This window comes from Mesorhizobium sp. CA5 (assembly GCF_020165105.1).
In the GTDB taxonomy this organism is placed as follows: domain Bacteria; phylum Pseudomonadota; class Alphaproteobacteria; order Rhizobiales; family Rhizobiaceae; genus Mesorhizobium.
On the sequence record NZ_JAIUHJ010000001.1, the window covers coordinates 155,743 to 171,895 of the forward strand.

A 16,153-nucleotide genomic window follows, 5' to 3' on the forward strand; every position below is an offset into this window, starting at 1 on the left:
AGCGGAAAATGAAGTCGTGTTTCTTCCTGGCGACCGATGCCAACTACTTTCCGTATGCCTGCCTGGCGGCGCGCCGGATAATTGATGTCTCCACGCCCATCGACGGCTTTCTGCTCTACACCGGTGCAAGCGCAACGGACCTTGAAGTCGCCCGCCATCTGCTGAAAGCCAAGGTCGAGCTGGTCGATGTCACGGATTTCATGACGAATTTCGGCTTTCGCTTTGGAACATACAGCATTGCCGCTTACGTTCGGCTTTTCGCCGATCAGTTTCCGGTTTTCGAGCCGTACGATCGCATCGCATACACGGATTGCGATGTTCTCTTCAACAGAGATATCAATGACTTGGCCGGCCAGCGGCTGCACGCACCGCTGCTCGCCGCGCATGACGACTACATGTATTTCAGGCCTTCATACCGGCAAAAGCTCAAGCTGGCGCCCGGCGCGCCGTATTTCAATTCCGGTGTCGTCGTCTTCGACATGAACGCTGTCCGGGAGAGCGCCCTGCTGGAGCAGACGCGCAAGGCCGCCATTCATGGCCAGATGAATGATCAAAATGCCCTGAACGTCGTCTTCGAGGGCAAGTGGCAGACGATGCACCCCAACTGGAATTTGCAATCGCTCGGAACGAGAGATTTTCGTTTCTCGCAAGCCTGGGCCAGGCATTTCGCGGGCGGTAAGCCGTGGGGCAATCAGGTCGGCGTCGAACTCGAAGCTCTCAGGATATGGCGCGACCTGGCAAAGGACACGCCTTGGGGCAAGCCGTTCGAGCAGCGCATACCCTTCGAGCGCGGCGTGATGAAGCGCTTCTTCCGGCGCTTCGATGCTGTTGCCGGTCTTTTCGGCAAGGACGTGCAGCGCCGCCGGGCCAGATATGACGGCACGAAGATGCATCGGCTCTACGCCCGGCAGGCGGATGAAGGAGCAATGGCGGTCCAGTTTCCCGAAGTGCTTGGCGATTTCGCCTGATCAGGCGTCGCTTCGCCCTCATTGAAAACAAAGCCCGCCGCGGCAATGGGAAACCGTGACGGGCTTGGCGACGCCCCTGATGGGACGCCATTGGAAAATCGAGGGCTACGCCAGCAGGCCGGCGACCTTGGCCGCCTTGCGCAGTGTCTTGCGGGCTTCCACCGGGCTGCGCAGGCCATCGAGCGCATCGCGGCAGACACGGCTTGCCGAGCGCCAGGCGCCGCCGCGCGCCGGCCCCGGCCAGCGCTGGTCGAGGCATTCCATCGCCTCGAAACAGCTTGATACCTTGCGCTGGCCGTTTGGCTGGAAATCGATCACGACTGGTTCGGAAAACCAGACATCGTTCATCACTTCCTCCGTTCTTGTGATTGTCTTTAGAGCAAGCAATCGGCGCCGGATGGGCGCCCGATGCAGGTTCGCGAGGCGATGCGGAACCCGCGCGTTAACCAACCATCGCGCATTAGGTTCCGAAGAATCTTAAGGTGGCGACAGGCCGCGTTCGGACCGGCTCATGGGCACCGGTTGGCGCGCGATCCGGGCCGCTAAATCGCGCGACCAAGGGCCTTTAAAACGCTCTATTCCACCAGCACATGCGCCTCGCGCGCGGCGACGATAAAGGCCTCCCTGGCGTTGTCCGCCGCGATGTCGCCGCGGGATCGCCCGGCGGCAGGCGCGCAGCGCCGCGCCATGCAGCGCGCTGCCGGCATCGCGCCATTGGCCGGTCAGCAGTTCGACGGCTTGCTCCGCGTTGGATATATGCCGGATAGAGCCGGAAACGCCGACGGCGACTTCGACTGGCCTGGAAAACCATCCCTGGATCATCGCGAAAGCTCTCCCGAAATATGTCGGAACACGAAATTTTGCCGCGTGGTTCCGATCCGGAACGTCAACTTACCGTGAAGCCGTCTCACGAAGGCGGCGCACGCTGCTCATCTGCCAAGCGGCCGCCGCGAAAGCTCCATCAATTCCGCCTCGTCGGTGATGCCCGCCATGTAATTGGCGATGATGCGCGAAGCGCGCGCTTCCTTCTGTTCGGCGGTCTCGCCCTCGACATTGCCGTTCGCGTAGACACGGCCAAGCATGGCCGTCTCGTCAGGGGTGAATGTGTTGCGCACAGCGGTCATGGCTTCCTCCTAATAGCCCGGCCCCTCTCTGCCCCGGCTAACATATTAGCATGCTTCAAGATCGGGAGTGAGTCGCCGGTACATAGCCGCAGGCCTCTTTGGTCAGGCGCCTCGGCCGGCCTGCTTCCGCGGCTGCGGCTGACCGCTGTTTTGCCGGCCTCGTTATATTCTTGCCGAATGAGCGCTGCGCTGATACGCATTAGCAGCGCGGAATTTTTCCGAGTCTGCATTGACTTGCGTCGAGAAAAGCGCCGTGCGTTCTGTCCGAGACCAGCAACCCCGACGTGGTGGCAACCGGGTTACGAAGGGGTTCTGGTCGAAAAGAAGCAGGGCAGGTCCCGTCCAAATCGGGGCTGGCCCGTCAACGCTCTGGAACTCCGAAGCCATTGCCCCCATGGCCTTCGGAAGAGCATGAACCATGGGGAAATCGATGGTCACCAAGAAACTTACCGCCAACGCAGAAAGCGCGGCAGCCTTTCTTGCGGTGATGGGCAACGAGAAGCGTCTGCTCATCATGAACTACCTCGCTGAGGGCGAACTCTCGGTCGGCGTGCTCGCCGACAAGGTCGAACTCAGCCAGTCGGCGCTGTCGCAACACCTGGCCAAACTGCGCAGGTTTGGTCTTGTCGAAACCCGCCGCGATCGTCAGATGGTCTATTATTCCTGCAAGTCTTCGGCAGCGCGCGAGCTTCTGACACTGCTCGATGGCCTGCTGACGACGGACAAGCCGCTCGCCGGACCGGCAAGGCAGGCCTTGGTCGAAAGGATGCGGCGGCCGCAAGCCGCCTGAACAGACTGGCACGCACGGACGAGGCCGGGGGGCCTTCGTCCGGCGCGGCACTGCCATGGCGCAGACTGCGTGCAAGCGGCCGCATCATGACCCGCCCACGTTTCCTTGCTCCTGTCATGCCGCTCGCCCGGCGGTTCATCACGTTTGTTTGAGAGGCGACGCTTGGAAGTCCGATTTCCGCTGCAGGCAGCTGATAGTAAATGATTTTTGTGTATGAGCGGGGTCTGGCTCAGCCGAAGATTACAGATTTGTAAGTCGCCTGGTCGGGCGCTGTTGGCTAAATATCGAGTCGATCCACACCCCCGGATCATGACGGCGCCAAGCTTCCACTTCGGCTCCGTAAGAGGCTCGCCGCTCCGGCGGGCCTCTTTCGTTTCGGGTCGACGATGTGCCTTGCCGCCCGCCGACGCATCGCTCTAGCGTGCGCTGCGCTGCCTTGTGATGACGCTGCGCACGGCGAGCACCAGCACGGTGATGATGATCAGGATCACCGAGAGCGCGGCGATCGCCGGGTCGATGTTGTCGCGCAGGCCCATCCACATCAGGCGCGGCAGGGTGATGGCGTTGACCGAGGTGATGAACAGCGTCACGCCGATTTCCTCCCAGGAGAGCACGAAGGAGAGCAGCGCCGCGGTGACGATGCCGAACTTGATGTTGGGCATGATGACGTGCGTCGCGCGCTCCCACACGCTGGCGCCGAGCCCGCGCGCGGCAAGGTCGATGCGCCGGTCGAGCTGGCTGAGCGACACCAGGATGAGCACCGTGGCGAAAGGCACGGTCATCACCGAATGCGCCATGGCGACGCCCAACCAGGTATCATACCCGAAGAAGGAGGTGATGCCGGAAACCGAGGTGAGCAGGAAATAGAGCGTCACCGCCGAGACCACCGGCGGCACCACCATCGGCAACAGCACGAAGCCGACAAGGGCGGCGGTGAAGCGCGGCTGAAACATCCACACGCCGAGGCTGAAGGTGAGGGCAAGCGCGGTGGAAAGGATGCTGCTGACGATGCCGATCCTGAGCGAAAGCAGGATCGAGTCCAACCAGCGCGGATCCTCGATCAGCGAGCGGTAGTGGCGCAGCGACAGTTCACCCGTCGGCATGGTCAGCATCCGGCTCGGCGTCAGCGACACCGGGATGACGGCAAGCAGCGGCATCAGCAGGAACAGCGCCACCACCACGGCGAGGAGCAGCGAGACGGGGCCGGGACGGTAGGTCGGCATCTTGGCTACACCAATTGCTTCGGTTTGACGTAGCGGAACAGCAGCGCCATCAGCGCGCCGACGAACACCACCAGCACGACGCTGATCGCCGCGCCCAGCCCCCAGTCCGGGCTCTGGAAGATGCGCAGATAAATGAGCTCCGCGATCATGACGCTGCGGCCGCCGCCGAGGATTGCCGGCGTGACGAAGAAGCCCAGCGAGAAGACGAAGGTGATCAGCGCCGAGCCGATGATGCCGGAGCGCGTCATCGGCACGAACACCGTCCAGAAGGTGCGCATGCGGCTGGAGCCAAGGCCGCGCGCCGCAAGCAGCACGCGCTCGTCCAGGCTGCGCATGGCGGATGCCAGCGGGAACACCGCGAAAGGAATGAGAAAATGCGACATGCCGACGATGACGCCGAACTCGTTGCGCACCAAAGTCAGCGGCTCCGAGATGAAGCCGACCGATTGCAGCCAGGTGTTGATCAGGCCGCGGTTGGAGAGCAGCGCGACCCAGCCGAAGGCGCGCGTCAGCACCGAGATCCAGAAAGGCACCAGGATGCAGAACTCGGCCAGCACACGCTGCACCGGACTGCCGCGCACCCAGACCACGGTGATGGCATAGGCGGCGGTGACCGAGACCACGGTGACGATCGCCGCGATGCGCAGCGTGCGGATGAACACCGACTGCACCAGGTCGTCGGTGAGCAAAGCGTGGTACTGGCCGAGGCCTGGTGTTGGGAGGGTAAAACTCCACTTCACCACGCCGAGGAAGGGCCAGGCATAGGCAAGGATCAAAAACAGGAGCAGCGGCGCCATCAACAGCGCCGCGCCCATCCTGTCGGAGAGGGGGCCTCTCATCGGTCAGAAATCTCGGCCTGATCAGGCCGAGATGATCTTGGTGTATTCGTCGAGCGCGGCGCCGTAATTCTTGGCGTACCACTCCATGTCGAGCGGGATCTGCTTCTTCATGTTGTCCGGATCGACCGGGTTGATGCGCTTCTTGTCGGCCGGGATCAGCGCATCGGCCGCCGGATTGGCCGGGCCCTGTCCGAGCTTGTCGAACATCACCAGCTCCTTCTGCGGATCCTGGGTGCTGGCGATGAACTTCATCGCCGCGTCCTTGCCGCCGGGATTGTTCTTCAGCACCGCCAGCGCGCCGGGCGAGATCAGGCCCTGGTCCCAGATGAACTTGATCTGGCCGCCGGAGTCCTGCTCGATCAACGAGGCGCGGGTCGACCATACGATCGCCATCGAGGCTTCACCGTTGAGCAATACGCTCTGGCTTTCGGCGCCGCCGCCCCAATAGGAGACGACGTTTTCCTTGAAGGCGGCGATCTTGTCATGCGCGCGCTTCAGGTCCAGCGGATAGAGCGAGGCGGGTGCCACACCGTCGGCCAGCAGCGCCGCTTCCCAGCTCGACACGCCCCATTTGTAGAGCGAGCGCTTGCCGGGGAATTTCTTGACGTCGAAGAAGTCGGCCATGCCGGTCGGCGCGTTGGAGCCGAATTTCTGCGAGTCGTAGGCGATCACATAGGAGAAGAAGTAGGTCGAGGCGGCATATTCCCAGCCGAAGCCCGGCCGCATCTTGCTCTTGTCGACGACCTTGTAGTCGATCGGCTCGAGCATGCCCTGGCCGCCGAGCGTGATGGCTGAGAACGGATCGACGTCGACAAGGTCCCAGGTCGGCGCGCCGCTCTTGTACTGCGCGGCGATAGCACCTTCGGTCGGGCCCGAGCCGTCCATCTTGACCGGGATGCCTGTTTCCTTGGTGAAGGCCTGGCCGTAAGCGGCATCGTAAGCCGTTATGGCGTCGCCGCCCCAGTTCACCAGCACCAGCCCTTTGGTCTCGGCTTGAGCGCCGGTCGAGCGCAAAAGCATCGGCGTGCCGGCGAGCACGAGGCCCGCAAGCTGCGCGAACTGCCGGCGCGAGATCTCGCCGCGCCTGGTCCGCTCGGCGAGGGATTCGATTGTTTGTTTCTTGGTTTCGTTCGTCATGTCAGTTCCCCTTGTTGTCGTTGATTGAACCGGAAGCCGGGCGGCGAATTAAGGCCGCGGCGGCGCTCTCTATTGTCCTCCGTCCGGAAGGAGGAAACCCTTTTCCGCCGGCCAGGTCAGCCAGACGGAATTGCCTTTGCTCAACGCCGCGGCCGCGACCTCGTTCGGCACCGATACGGTGACCTTGGCGCCCTGGCGCGTGGTGAGGTCGAGCTTGGTCGCGGCACCGAGATAAGTCGAGGCGACGGCCGTCGCCGCGATGCCGTTTTGGTTGGCGAACGCTTCCGGCGCGATCGACATGTCCTCGGGGCGGATGGCGAGGATGGCGTCGCCTTTGATCGCCTCGGCCTTGCAGCGCATGTTGACCGCGCGGTCTTCGCAGAGCCCGGTCGCGCCATTGTCGGCGGGGCGCACGCCCTTCACCGGCAGCATGTTGATCTCGCCCAGGAACTCGGCGACGAAGCGGTTGGTAGGCCGGTTATAGACCTCGTCAGGCCTGCCGACCTGCAACAGCTTGCCGTGGTTGAAGATGGCGACGCGCGACGACAGCGCCAGCGCCTCGCTCTGGTCGTGCGTAACGAAGACGAAGGTGGTGCCGGTCTCCTGGTGCAGCCGCTTCATCTCGGCCTGCATCTGGCCGCGCAGGCTCTTGTCCAGCGCCGAGAACGGCTCGTCGAGCAAGAGCACGCCCGGCTCGAACACCAGTGCGCGGGCCAGCGCCACACGCTGCTGCTGGCCGCCGGAAAGCTGCGCCGGCAGCTTCTTCTGATGGCCTTTCAGTCCGACGCGTTCGATCATCTCGCCGACACGGCTTTTGATCTCTGCGGCGGATTTCTTGCGCACCTTGAGCGGGAAGGCGATGTTCTGTTCCACGCTCATATGCGGGAACAAAGCATAGCCCTGGAACACCATGCCGGCGGCGCGTTGCTCGGCCGGCCGGTTGGTGATGTCGACACCGTCGCTGAAAAGCTTGCCTTCGCTCGGCTGCACGAAGCCGGCGAGGATCATCAGGAAGGTGGTCTTGCCGGAACCGGATGGTCCGAGCAGCGTCAGGAATTCGCCGCGGCCGATATCGAGCGTCAGATTATCCAGCGCCCGGAACGAGCCGAAGCTCTTGCCGATCCCGTTCGCCTTGATCTCTGCGGCCCGGCCGGGTTGCTGCATCCTGCCTCTATCCTCACCGTCAAGCCAAATCGTAGGCACGGCTGCGGCTCACCGCAACCGAATAGTTTTCGCCTGATCGGCAAATTTGATTCACGCGTGGTGCGGAGCGGCGACGCGGCAGCGCCGATCTCAATACTTAGCCAGGCTGCTCTCCGACAGCTTCGCCCTCAGCCAGTCGCCGAAGGCATTGAGCACCGGGTGCCCCGCCTTGGCGTGCTCGAAGACCAGAAAATAGGAGCGCGGCGACGGGACGGTCGCCTCGAACGGCTTGACCAGCCGGCCTTCGCTCAGCGCCTGGCGGCCGGTCAGCTCGTCGCCGAGCGCAATCCCCTGGCCGGCGATTGCCGCCGAAAAGACCAGATTCATATCGGAAAAGAAGATGCCGCCTTCGGTATCGGGATTTTCCACCTTGGACAGCGCCAGCCAGCGCGCCCAGTCCTCGGTGTCGGAAAGATGCAGGAGGTTGGCGCGCAGCACGTCGGCGGGTTTGGAAAAACCGCCGACCTTGTTGAGCAGTCTCGGGCTGCAAAGCGGCGTGAAGGAGACCTCGCACAGCAGTTCCACCGCCCGGTTCGGCCAGTTGCCGACGCCGAAGGCGATGAAGGCGTCGGCATCCGGATTGCTGACATCGTCGAGCCGCCGCGGCGTGAGCACCGAGAGCGTCACGTCCGGGTACATCTGCTGGAACTCGCCGATATGCGTGCACAAAAACATTGAGGCGAAGCCCGGCGGGCAGGAGATAGCGAAGGAGCCGCCGACGCCGGCGCCGCTGTTCTGAGTCCTCGCATCGCCAAGCACGGTCAGCGCCTTTCGGACGTCGGCCGCGTAGCGCTGGCCGCGCGGCGTCAGCGCCACGCCCTTGCCGATGCGCTGCAGGAGATCGAAGCCGAGGTCGCGCTCGAGCAGCCGCAACTGATGCGAGACGGCGCTGCGGGTGAGGTGGAGTTCGTCGGCGGCGCGCCAGACGCTGCCGTGACGGGCGAAGCTGTCGAGGGCGCGCAGCGCCTGCGTGGATGGTATTCGCAAGAGGCCTCAGGTGAACCGAATTTGCACGAGCCGGGAAAACATATCACTTTTTGATGCGCGGCTTCACTGCTTTCTTTTAGGCATGGACAAACCGGTGACGACCTCGGCGCAAGAAACCGCTTTAGCCTGCATCGACAGCATCCAGCCGCTGCTCTCGGCCTGGACGCGCACCATCTTCGACTTTGGCGAAACCGCCTGGCGCGAGTACCAGTCGGCGGCCTGGTATGTGGATCGGCTGAAGCGCGAAGGCTTTTCGATCGAGGAAGGCTCGGGCGGCATGCCCACTGCCTTCTGCGCCCATTGGACGAATGGCGACGGCCCCGTGATCGGCATGTATGGCGAATACGACGCCGTGCCCGGCAATTGCCAGGACGCAGCGACGGTGAAACGCGCGCGGCCGGGCCTTGGGCAGGAGGCGGGTGGCCATACCGATCCGCATTCGGGCCTCGGCATCGGCAGCCTCGGCGGGCTTTTGGCCACCAAGGCGGCGATGCTGGAACACGGCATCAAGGGCACGCTGCGCTTCACCGGCGAGCCGGCCGAGAAGGTGAGGGGGTCGAAACCGATCCATGCGGCCAAAGGCTATTATGACGGCCTTGCCGGCATGATCTCCTTCCATCCCTTCTACATGCTGCCGCTCTGCAACACCGCGCGCTGGGATACGCATTGCGGCGCCGCCTATTCGATGATCTACCGCTTCGTCTGCGACGAGCCGGAAAATTGGGTTCGCGCCAGCGACGCAGCACCCATCCCGCAAGCGCATTCGGCGGTCCGGGCGCCCGGCGCCAACGACGCGCTGATGATGATGTACATGGCGTCCAAGGCGCTGCGCGATTCCATGCTGACGCATCAGGGCGGCTGGTCGATCAGCGAGGCAATCCTGACCGCGGGGCAGGCGACCGCTGACAACCTTCCGGCCGGCCTTGCCGAGATCCAGTACATGATCCGCGTGCCGACCATTGCCATGGCCGAGCAGGTGACTGCCGTTCTCGACCGCAACGCGCAAGCCGCGGCAAATATGAGCGGCTGCCGCCATGAGCGCCGCTGGGTGTCGAAGTCGCGCCCGGGATTGGCCAATCACGCCATGGCCGGCATCACCTATCAGGCGCTTTCGACCGTGGGTGCGCCGCGCTGGAACGAAGAGGCGAGGGCGATCGCCCGCGAGGTCCAGGTCAATGCCGGCGGCGAGGCGACGGAGAACCCGTTCATCGACGAATTGGAGCGGCTGATTTCGCCGCAGGACGCCGAGGCGATCCTGCGCCGCGACCTGCCGCCATCGCAGGTGAACTCCACATCTGACGATTACACCGACATGAGCTGGCATGCGCCGACATCGCGCTTCTATGTCGCCCGTCCGGCGCTGCGCGCGGCCAAGGGCCATGCTTATCCGGCCTGGGTGATGAACGCGCTGGGCGGCATTCCGGCGACCATCGACCCGATGGTCACCTGCGCCGCGAAGACGGTTGCGCTCACCGCCCTGCGCTTGCTCGAGGACAAGACCGCGCGCGACGCCGCGATGGACGAATTCGTCAAGCGAACCGGCGGCGGCGTCGGCGGCTCGAACTGGATCGCGCCGCTCTGCGACTACGAACCGCCGATCAACTTCCGCTGGCCCGAATATGTCACCACGCCGCGCGGGCGCGACTGGTGGATCCCGGCCGCCTCCATCTCATGACACGAAACAAACCATCCCGAGGAGAACACCATGACCGTCCATGACCGCATCGTCGCCGAGCCGTTCTCGCTGCAGCGCCGCAACCCCAATGGCGGCACCAAGCCGCTGACCGCCTGGGGCTTCGCCAACGAGACTGATGTGCTGACCGACGTGCTGCTCGGCTCGCCGAACTTCCTGCGTCACCTGTCGACCAGCTCGCTGTCGCGCAAGCATCTGCGCGAGGCGCCTTGCAACATCCAGATCGCGCAGGCGCAGCACAAGGACCTTGTCGCGGCCTATGAGCATTTCGGCGTCAACATCCACTGGCACGAGCCGACGCCGGAACTGCCGATGCAGGTCTATTCGCGCGATTCCAGCGTGATGACTCCTTACGGCGCCTTCATCACCGCCATGGCCAATTGGTGGCGGCGCGGCGAGAACTATGCGGCCATCCGCACGTATGAGAAGCTCGGCATCCCGATCTACGACATGGTGACCGCCGGCACCTTCGAGGGCGGCGATTTCAACGTAATCGAGGAGGGCGTGGTGCTGATCGGCTGCGGCGGCGCCCGCACGCAGGAAGAAGGCGCGCGTCAGGTGCAGGCCTGGTTCGACAAGGAAGGCTGGGAGACGCGGCTCGCCTTCATCGACGAATATTACGTCCATATCGACCTGATGGTGGTGCCGATTGCCGAGAAGCTCACCGCCGTCTGCCTCGCCTGCACCGAGCCCGGCATTGTCGACTGGCTGAAGGGAAAGGGCCACGAGATCATCGACGTGCCCTTCCAGGACACGATGGCGCTCGGCTGCAACTTCATGTCGCTCGGCAAGGACAGGGTGATCGCGCCGACGTCGAGCAAGACGCTGATCGGCCAGCTGAAGGCGCGCGGCTTTGAGGTCGCCGCTGTCGACATGAGCGAAATCTCCAAGACCGGCGGCGGCATTCACTGCATGGCGCAGGCGCTGAAGCGCGTGCCGGCGTAACGGATTTCGAAGCTCCGAAATTCCAGAAGGGGAACGCCTACGCCCTGGCCGGTCGGGCCAGGGAGATATTTCTTTTGCAGTCCCGGCTTGTCAGGAGACTTCGTCATATCCGTTCCGATCATCCTGGCCCTACGCTAGGCTCCGGCCAGCCGAAACAGGATTGCCGCAACGATGATCGTCCAGGCCTGCATCAACGGCGCCCGAGCCGCTGGCTTCCACCCCGCATTGCCGCTCGATCCCGAGGCGATGGCGCGCGACGCCGCCGCCTCGATCGCGGCGGGCGCAGCCGAGCTGCACGTGCACGCGCGCAGCGCCGATGGTCGGGAGAGCCTGGCGCCGCAGGCGATGGACAGCACGGTCGCAGCACTCCGCCGCGCCTGTCCAGGCACGCTGATCGGCGTCTCCACCGGCGCCTGGATCGAGAAGGACGATTTGCGCACGCTGGTTGCCATTTCCGGCTGGCGCGAGCTGCCCGATTATGCCTCGGTCAATCTCAGCGAGACGGCGGCGCCCGTCGTCATGGAAAGCCTGCGCCAGCGCGGCATCGCCATCGAAGCCGGGCTCGCTTCCATTGCCGACGCCGAGCGTCTCGTCGGTCTCGACCATGGCGGGCGGGTGCTGCGCGTGTTGGTCGAGATTTCCGAGCAGGCGCTGGATGAAGCCTTTGCCGTGGCAGATGGCATCGAGACTGTGCTGGAACGCGCCGACATCCGCCGCTCCATCCTGCTGCACGGCGAGAACGCCACGGTTTGGCCATTCGTGGAAAGGGCGGCCGCGCGGAAGTTGTCGACGCGGGTCGGGCTGGAGGACGGCAAGGAATTGCCGGATGGAAGCGTGGCGGACGGCAACGCCGCGTTGGTGGCTGCGGCGGTGGCGATTTACCGCGCTCGGTGATCTTGTTCCTCGCCTCCACGAAGTGGGGGAGAGGTGGCTCGGCGAAGCCGAGACGGAGAGGGGGAGCGCCCTACGGAGACCCCCTCTCCGTCCGCTTCGCGGACACCTCTCCCCCGCCTTTGGCGGGGGCGAGGAAAGCGCTACTGCGTATCCGCGATGGCCCTCAACTCGGCGCGCTTCTCATCCGACACAACGGCAAGATCCAGCACCTTCTGCAGACCCGCCGCGTGGCGGAAGGTCGGCTCGGTCTGCGCGCCGCTCTTCACCGCCTCGACAAAGCGCTGGTAGTTGGTCGGGACGGTGCCGGCGTCGAGCTCTTCCCATTTGGCGTTCTCGACATTGTCGCCGACGCAGGCCTTGAGCATCGAGCCGTCGAGATTGTGCACCACCTCGATCCCGCCCTTGTCGCCATGGATGCGCAGGCGCAACTCGTTGATGTGGCCGGTGGCCCAGCGGCTGGCATGCACCACGCCGAAGGCGCCGTTGGCGAAGTCGAGCGTCATGGCGAAACTGTCGTTGGCGTCGAGCTGGTACTCGCCGATGCGGTTGCCTGGCGCCTTGTCGAAGGCGCGCAGCCTGCAGAAGACATGGTCGATATCGAGCGCCGCGCCATAGCTGGCGAAATCGAGGATGTGGATGCCGACATCGCCGAGCACGCCGTTCGAGCCGTGGCCGCGCGACAGCCGCCACAGCCATTTCGGATCGGTGCGCCAGTCGCCCCAGAATTTCGACACCAGCCAGCTCTGCAGGTAGGACGCCTCGACATGGCGCACCGTGCCGATCTCGCCGGCCTGCACCATCCGGCGCGCCTTCTGCAACGCGGCGACGTTGCGATAGGTGAGGTTGACCATGTTGACGATGCCGGCGGATTCTGCGGCATCGGCCATTTCGCTAGCTTTGCGGAAATTTTCCGCCAGCGGCTTCTCGCACAGTACCGGCTTGCCGGCGGCGACCAGCGCCATGGTGGTCGGATGATGGATGCGGTCGGGCGTGACATTGGCGACCGCGTCGAAATCGCCCCAGTCGAGCGCCGCCTCCAGCGAGGTGAAGCGCTTCGGGATCTTGTAGGTGTCGGCATATTCGCCGACGCGGGCCGCATCGACATCGACGGCGCCGACGATCTCGACGCCCTCGATCGCGCCGAAGCGGCGGGCATGTTCCTGCGCCATCCAGCCGGTACCGAGTATCAAAAGCCGCATTTTTGTCCCTTTGAGCGATTTGGTTCGATTCAATAACGGGGGGAGAATGTGACCCGGGCGCTGTTTTGGCGCAATCCCAAACGAAGCGGAGAGGCGCTTTTTAGCGGAAGCCGGCCTCGCCATGCGCATGCAGCCTGGGCCCGCGCTCCTCGATCGGCTCCAGCGCCTTTTCCACCGGCACGTTCGGCGCGTCGAGGATGGCGGGCTTCGCCCCTTGCGGGTTGTGCGCCCATCTCACCGCATTGCGCAGCACCTTCTGCACGGTGGCGTCGTGATAGGTCGGATAGGTTTCGTGTCCGGGGCGGAAGTAGAAGACATTGCCGGCGCCGCGCCGGTAGGTCAGGCCCGAGCGGAACACCTCGCCGCCCTGGAACCAGGAGATGAAGACGGTTTCCAGCGGCTCGGGCACGGCGAACTGCTCGCCATACATCTCCTCGTTCTCGAGCTCGAAGAACTCGCCGATGCCTTCGGCGATGGGATGGCTTGGGCTCGTCACCCAGAGCCGCTCGCGCTCGCCGGCCTCGCGCCACTTCAGCGTGCAGGGCGTGCCCATCAGCCGCTTGAAGATCTTCGAGAAATGGCCGGAATGCAGCACGATCAGCCCCATGCCTTCGAAGACCCTGCGCGCTACGCGTTCGACCACCTCGTCGGCCACCGCGCCATGGTCCTTGTGACCCCACCAGACGAGCACGTCGGTTTCGGCAAGGCGGGATTGCGGCAGGCCGTGCTCCGGCTGCTCCAGCGTCGCGGTCGAGGCTGATATGCCTGCGTCGGTGCTCAACGCCGTGGCAATGGTCGCGTGCATGCCTTCCGGATAGATCGAGGCCACCACCTCATTGGTCCGCTCATGGATGTTCTCGCCCCAGACGACAGCGCGAATTGTCATGGATTGCCTCGTGAGTGATTGGGAGCCGCCCCGCGCCATAGATAGCGCCTTCGCCCGGCATTGGAAGCGGTTTTCGCAATGCGGTGAATGCCGGCGGAGTCATCATCCTGTGGTCTGCGCCGCCACGCTCCTTGCTTCGCGCTGGATGATGAGTTCGCGAGGCCGATTGGCAAGCTTCCCTTCCCGTGCGCAATATTGGCCATGGGCGAAGTGCTTGTAGGCGCAGCGATCTTTGCTTGTCTGGCCGGGGCCTCGCTGGTCAGCCTGATGGTGCACGAGCGTTTCCCTGCTCACCACCTTCAGGACGACACCAGCGCAGTGGTGCGGCTTGCCGCGAACCTGTTCGTGGTGATGTCGTCGCTTATGCTCGGCCTGATGATCAATTCAGCCAAGAACACATTCGAGGCCATCAACGGCAACGTCCACACCTTCGCCACCGATCTCATCCTGCTTGATCGTACGCTTCGACGTTACGGACCGGAAGCGGACAGCGCCCGGCAATCGCTGACCGCATACGTCCAGCGCGTCGTCGACACCTCTGCCGCCGACAGCGACACGACCGTCGTCCCGAACAGGCTGGCGGAACTGCTGCTCAATCAGGTCGGCGACATTCTGGCGGGATTGACGCCGGCGGATGCCAGGCAGACCGCCGCACAACAGGCCGCGACACAGCAACTGCAGAAGCTGATCGAGCAGCGCTGGATACTGGCCGAACAGTCCGAGGGCGCCATACCCGCGCCACTGATCGTTCTGCTCGTCGCCTGGCTGACGCTGATCTTCGCCAGCTTCGGCTTCCGGGCGCCGCGCAACGGCACCATCGTCTTCACCTGCCTCGTTTCCGGGGCGCTGGCCGCCGCGGCGATCTATCTGATCGTCGACATGGACAGCCCGTTCTCAGGCCCGATCCAGGTCTCGCCGGCGCCCCTGCAACGGGCGCTGGCTGAACTGACGACGCAATGAGTTTACCGGCCGGGCTGGCCGAGCAATTCGACCAGCAGTCTCGCCGCTGCCTTGGCGCCGTCGGTGCGGATCATGCCGGCGATAGTGCTCGCGCGGGCGCCGGCCGCCAGCGCCGTCTCCAGCGCCGCCGACAGCGACTGCGCCGTCGGCATCGGACCGTCATGCGCGGCGCCGATGCCGAGCTCGGCCGCCCGTCTTGCCCAATAGGGCTGGTCTCCGATCTGCGGCACGATCACCTGCGGCGCTCCCGCCCGTGCGGCGGCGACGGTCGTGCCGGCGCCGCCGTGATGGATGACGGCGGCGACGCGGCCGAACAGCGCCTGCTGGTTGATCTCGCCGACGGCAAAGCAGTCGTCGCGATCGTCGACGGGGCCCAACTCTGCCCAGCCATGCGCGAGCACCGTACGGAGGCCCTTGGCGCGGATCGCCTCGATGGCGGCGGGGCCGGCTTCGCTCGCGACCGATATGGAACCGAAGCCGGCATAGACCGGCCGCGGGCCGGCATCGAGGAAGGCTTTGAGCCGGTCGGGGAGGGGCCGCTCGTCCGGCAAGATGAAGGCGCCGGTCTGCACGGCGTCGATCAGGTCCGAGCCTGGCCAAGGTCCCAGCGTCGGGTCGCAGGCGAGCAGGACGGGATTGCCGTAGACATAGTCCCGGACATTTTCCACCGGGGGCAGTCCGAGCGATGCGCGATGGCCGTTGATCGCCTCGCCGAAGAGGGCGTTCTTGGTCCGGATGTCCAGCTCCCACAGCAGCCGGTTGTCGGTCACGCCGGCCGGCAGCGGATGGCCCGGATATTCATGCGGCCGGTTGTGCGGCGAGGGCAGCCAGATGGGGCAGAACGTGCCGAGCATGTAACGCATGCCGCGTTGTTCCGCGACCAGCCGCGCGGCGGCGCAGGACGGGAAGAGGCCGAACGCCACCACCGCATCGCAGCCTTCGGCGGCCGCGCTCAGCGCCTCATATTGCCTGGCGACGATCTCGGCCGCCTGGCCGGAAATGAGCCGGGCCCGGTCCTCGGGCGAGGCCGATCGCGACCGGTTGACCATTTCCTTCGCCCATTCGCGCACCGGCGCGAAGGCCGGTGCCAGCGGCACGCCGGCGCGGGCCAGAAGGGCGGCAAACTCCTCGTCGCCCGGCGCGCTGACCCTGGCCTCGACGCCATGCGCCTGCAGCGCTGCGCCCAACGCCGCCAAAGGCTCGACGTCGCCGCGCGAGCCGTAAGTCGATAACAAGATACGCATTCCATGCTCCGTGTCGTTTTTCGGAGCAGTGTTGATACGCCATGGCCAGGGGCTTGCCGCA

Annotated in this window: 17 protein-coding genes; 6 read left to right on the forward strand and 11 right to left on the reverse strand. The window is 64.6% G+C overall.

Annotation, left to right across the window (positions count from 1 at the left end; translation table 11 throughout):
• Window positions 1-8 precede the first annotated feature (8 nt).
• Complete coding sequence (locus LB529_RS00885) at window positions 9-968, forward strand: glycosyltransferase family 8 protein (protein ID WP_224524858.1); 960 nt, start codon at window positions 9-11, stop codon at window positions 966-968.
• Window positions 969-1,073: 105 nt separating this feature from the next.
• Here LB529_RS00885 and LB529_RS00890 read toward each other — a convergent pair whose 3' ends face one another.
• The 3 genes from LB529_RS00890 to LB529_RS00900 form a co-directional block, all read right to left on the reverse strand.
• Window positions 1,074-1,316, reverse strand: coding sequence for a DUF982 domain-containing protein (locus LB529_RS00890; RefSeq protein ID WP_095767102.1), 243 nt, complete (start codon window positions 1,314-1,316; stop codon window positions 1,074-1,076).
• A 129-nt stretch (window positions 1,317-1,445) separates the two neighbouring features.
• Window positions 1,446-1,790 (reverse strand): DUF982 domain-containing protein, encoded by a 345-nt coding sequence (locus tag LB529_RS00895; RefSeq protein WP_224709892.1) that lies wholly within the window; start codon window positions 1,788-1,790, stop codon window positions 1,446-1,448.
• A gap of 107 nt (window positions 1,791-1,897) precedes the next feature.
• On the reverse strand, window positions 1,898-2,092 hold the full coding sequence (locus tag LB529_RS00900; protein ID WP_095767104.1) for a hypothetical protein: 195 nt from the start codon (window positions 2,090-2,092) through the stop codon (window positions 1,898-1,900).
• 430 nt (window positions 2,093-2,522) lie between these two features.
• Between LB529_RS00900 and LB529_RS00905 the strand changes: the two genes are divergently transcribed.
• Window positions 2,523-2,882, forward strand: a complete 360-nt coding sequence (locus LB529_RS00905) for an ArsR/SmtB family transcription factor (RefSeq protein WP_095767198.1) — start codon at window positions 2,523-2,525, stop codon at window positions 2,880-2,882.
• 416 nt (window positions 2,883-3,298) lie between these two features.
• Here LB529_RS00905 and LB529_RS00910 read toward each other — a convergent pair whose 3' ends face one another.
• The 5 genes from LB529_RS00910 to LB529_RS00930 form a co-directional block, all read right to left on the reverse strand.
• Window positions 3,299-4,105, reverse strand: coding sequence for an ABC transporter permease (locus tag LB529_RS00910; protein WP_224709893.1), 807 nt, complete (start codon window positions 4,103-4,105; stop codon window positions 3,299-3,301).
• Between the two features lie 5 nt (window positions 4,106-4,110).
• Entirely contained in the window at window positions 4,111-4,944 is an 834-nt protein-coding gene (locus tag LB529_RS00915; RefSeq protein WP_095767106.1) for an ABC transporter permease, read from the reverse strand.
• 21 nt (window positions 4,945-4,965) lie between these two features.
• On the reverse strand, window positions 4,966-6,081 hold the full coding sequence (locus LB529_RS00920) for an ABC transporter substrate-binding protein (RefSeq protein ID WP_224633206.1): 1,116 nt from the start codon (window positions 6,079-6,081) through the stop codon (window positions 4,966-4,968).
• A 69-nt stretch (window positions 6,082-6,150) separates the two neighbouring features.
• Window positions 6,151-7,245, reverse strand: coding sequence for an ABC transporter ATP-binding protein (locus LB529_RS00925; RefSeq protein ID WP_224524848.1), 1,095 nt, complete (start codon window positions 7,243-7,245; stop codon window positions 6,151-6,153).
• A gap of 129 nt (window positions 7,246-7,374) precedes the next feature.
• Window positions 7,375-8,271 carry a LysR substrate-binding domain-containing protein gene (locus LB529_RS00930; protein WP_095767109.1) on the reverse strand — a complete coding sequence of 299 codons (897 nt, stop codon included), beginning with the start codon at window positions 8,269-8,271 and terminating at the stop codon, window positions 7,375-7,377.
• Window positions 8,272-8,353: 82 nt separating this feature from the next.
• On the opposite strand from LB529_RS00930, the gene LB529_RS00935 reads away from it, so the two are divergent.
• From LB529_RS00935 to LB529_RS00945, 3 genes are all read left to right on the forward strand, one after another.
• Complete coding sequence (locus LB529_RS00935) at window positions 8,354-9,946, forward strand: amidohydrolase (protein ID WP_224544003.1); 1,593 nt, start codon at window positions 8,354-8,356, stop codon at window positions 9,944-9,946.
• A gap of 30 nt (window positions 9,947-9,976) precedes the next feature.
• Window positions 9,977-10,909: a dimethylarginine dimethylaminohydrolase family protein gene (locus tag LB529_RS00940; protein ID WP_224544002.1), complete on the forward strand. Its 933-nt coding sequence runs from the start codon at window positions 9,977-9,979 to the stop codon at window positions 10,907-10,909.
• Between the two features lie 171 nt (window positions 10,910-11,080).
• Window positions 11,081-11,803, forward strand: coding sequence for a 3-keto-5-aminohexanoate cleavage protein (locus LB529_RS00945; protein ID WP_224544001.1), 723 nt, complete (start codon window positions 11,081-11,083; stop codon window positions 11,801-11,803).
• A 140-nt stretch (window positions 11,804-11,943) separates the two neighbouring features.
• On the opposite strand, the gene LB529_RS00950 is transcribed toward LB529_RS00945, so the two are convergent.
• Both LB529_RS00950 and LB529_RS00955 read right to left on the reverse strand, forming a co-directional pair.
• Entirely contained in the window at window positions 11,944-13,002 is a 1,059-nt protein-coding gene (locus LB529_RS00950) for a Gfo/Idh/MocA family protein (protein WP_224709894.1), read from the reverse strand.
• Window positions 13,003-13,102: 100 nt separating this feature from the next.
• A complete protein-coding gene (locus tag LB529_RS00955; RefSeq protein ID WP_224709895.1) occupies window positions 13,103-13,888 on the reverse strand; it encodes a ThuA domain-containing protein in 786 nt (261 codons plus the stop codon).
• Between the two features lie 201 nt (window positions 13,889-14,089).
• Here LB529_RS00955 and LB529_RS00960 point away from each other — a divergent pair, with 201 nt between their 5' ends.
• Window positions 14,090-14,848 carry a DUF4239 domain-containing protein gene (locus LB529_RS00960; protein ID WP_224543998.1) on the forward strand — a complete coding sequence of 253 codons (759 nt, stop codon included), beginning with the start codon at window positions 14,090-14,092 and terminating at the stop codon, window positions 14,846-14,848.
• Window positions 14,849-14,850: 2 nt separating this feature from the next.
• On the opposite strand, the gene LB529_RS00965 is transcribed toward LB529_RS00960, so the two are convergent.
• Window positions 14,851-16,092, reverse strand: coding sequence for a glycosyltransferase (locus tag LB529_RS00965; RefSeq protein WP_224709896.1), 1,242 nt, complete (start codon window positions 16,090-16,092; stop codon window positions 14,851-14,853).
• Window positions 16,093-16,153: the final 61 nt, after the last annotated feature.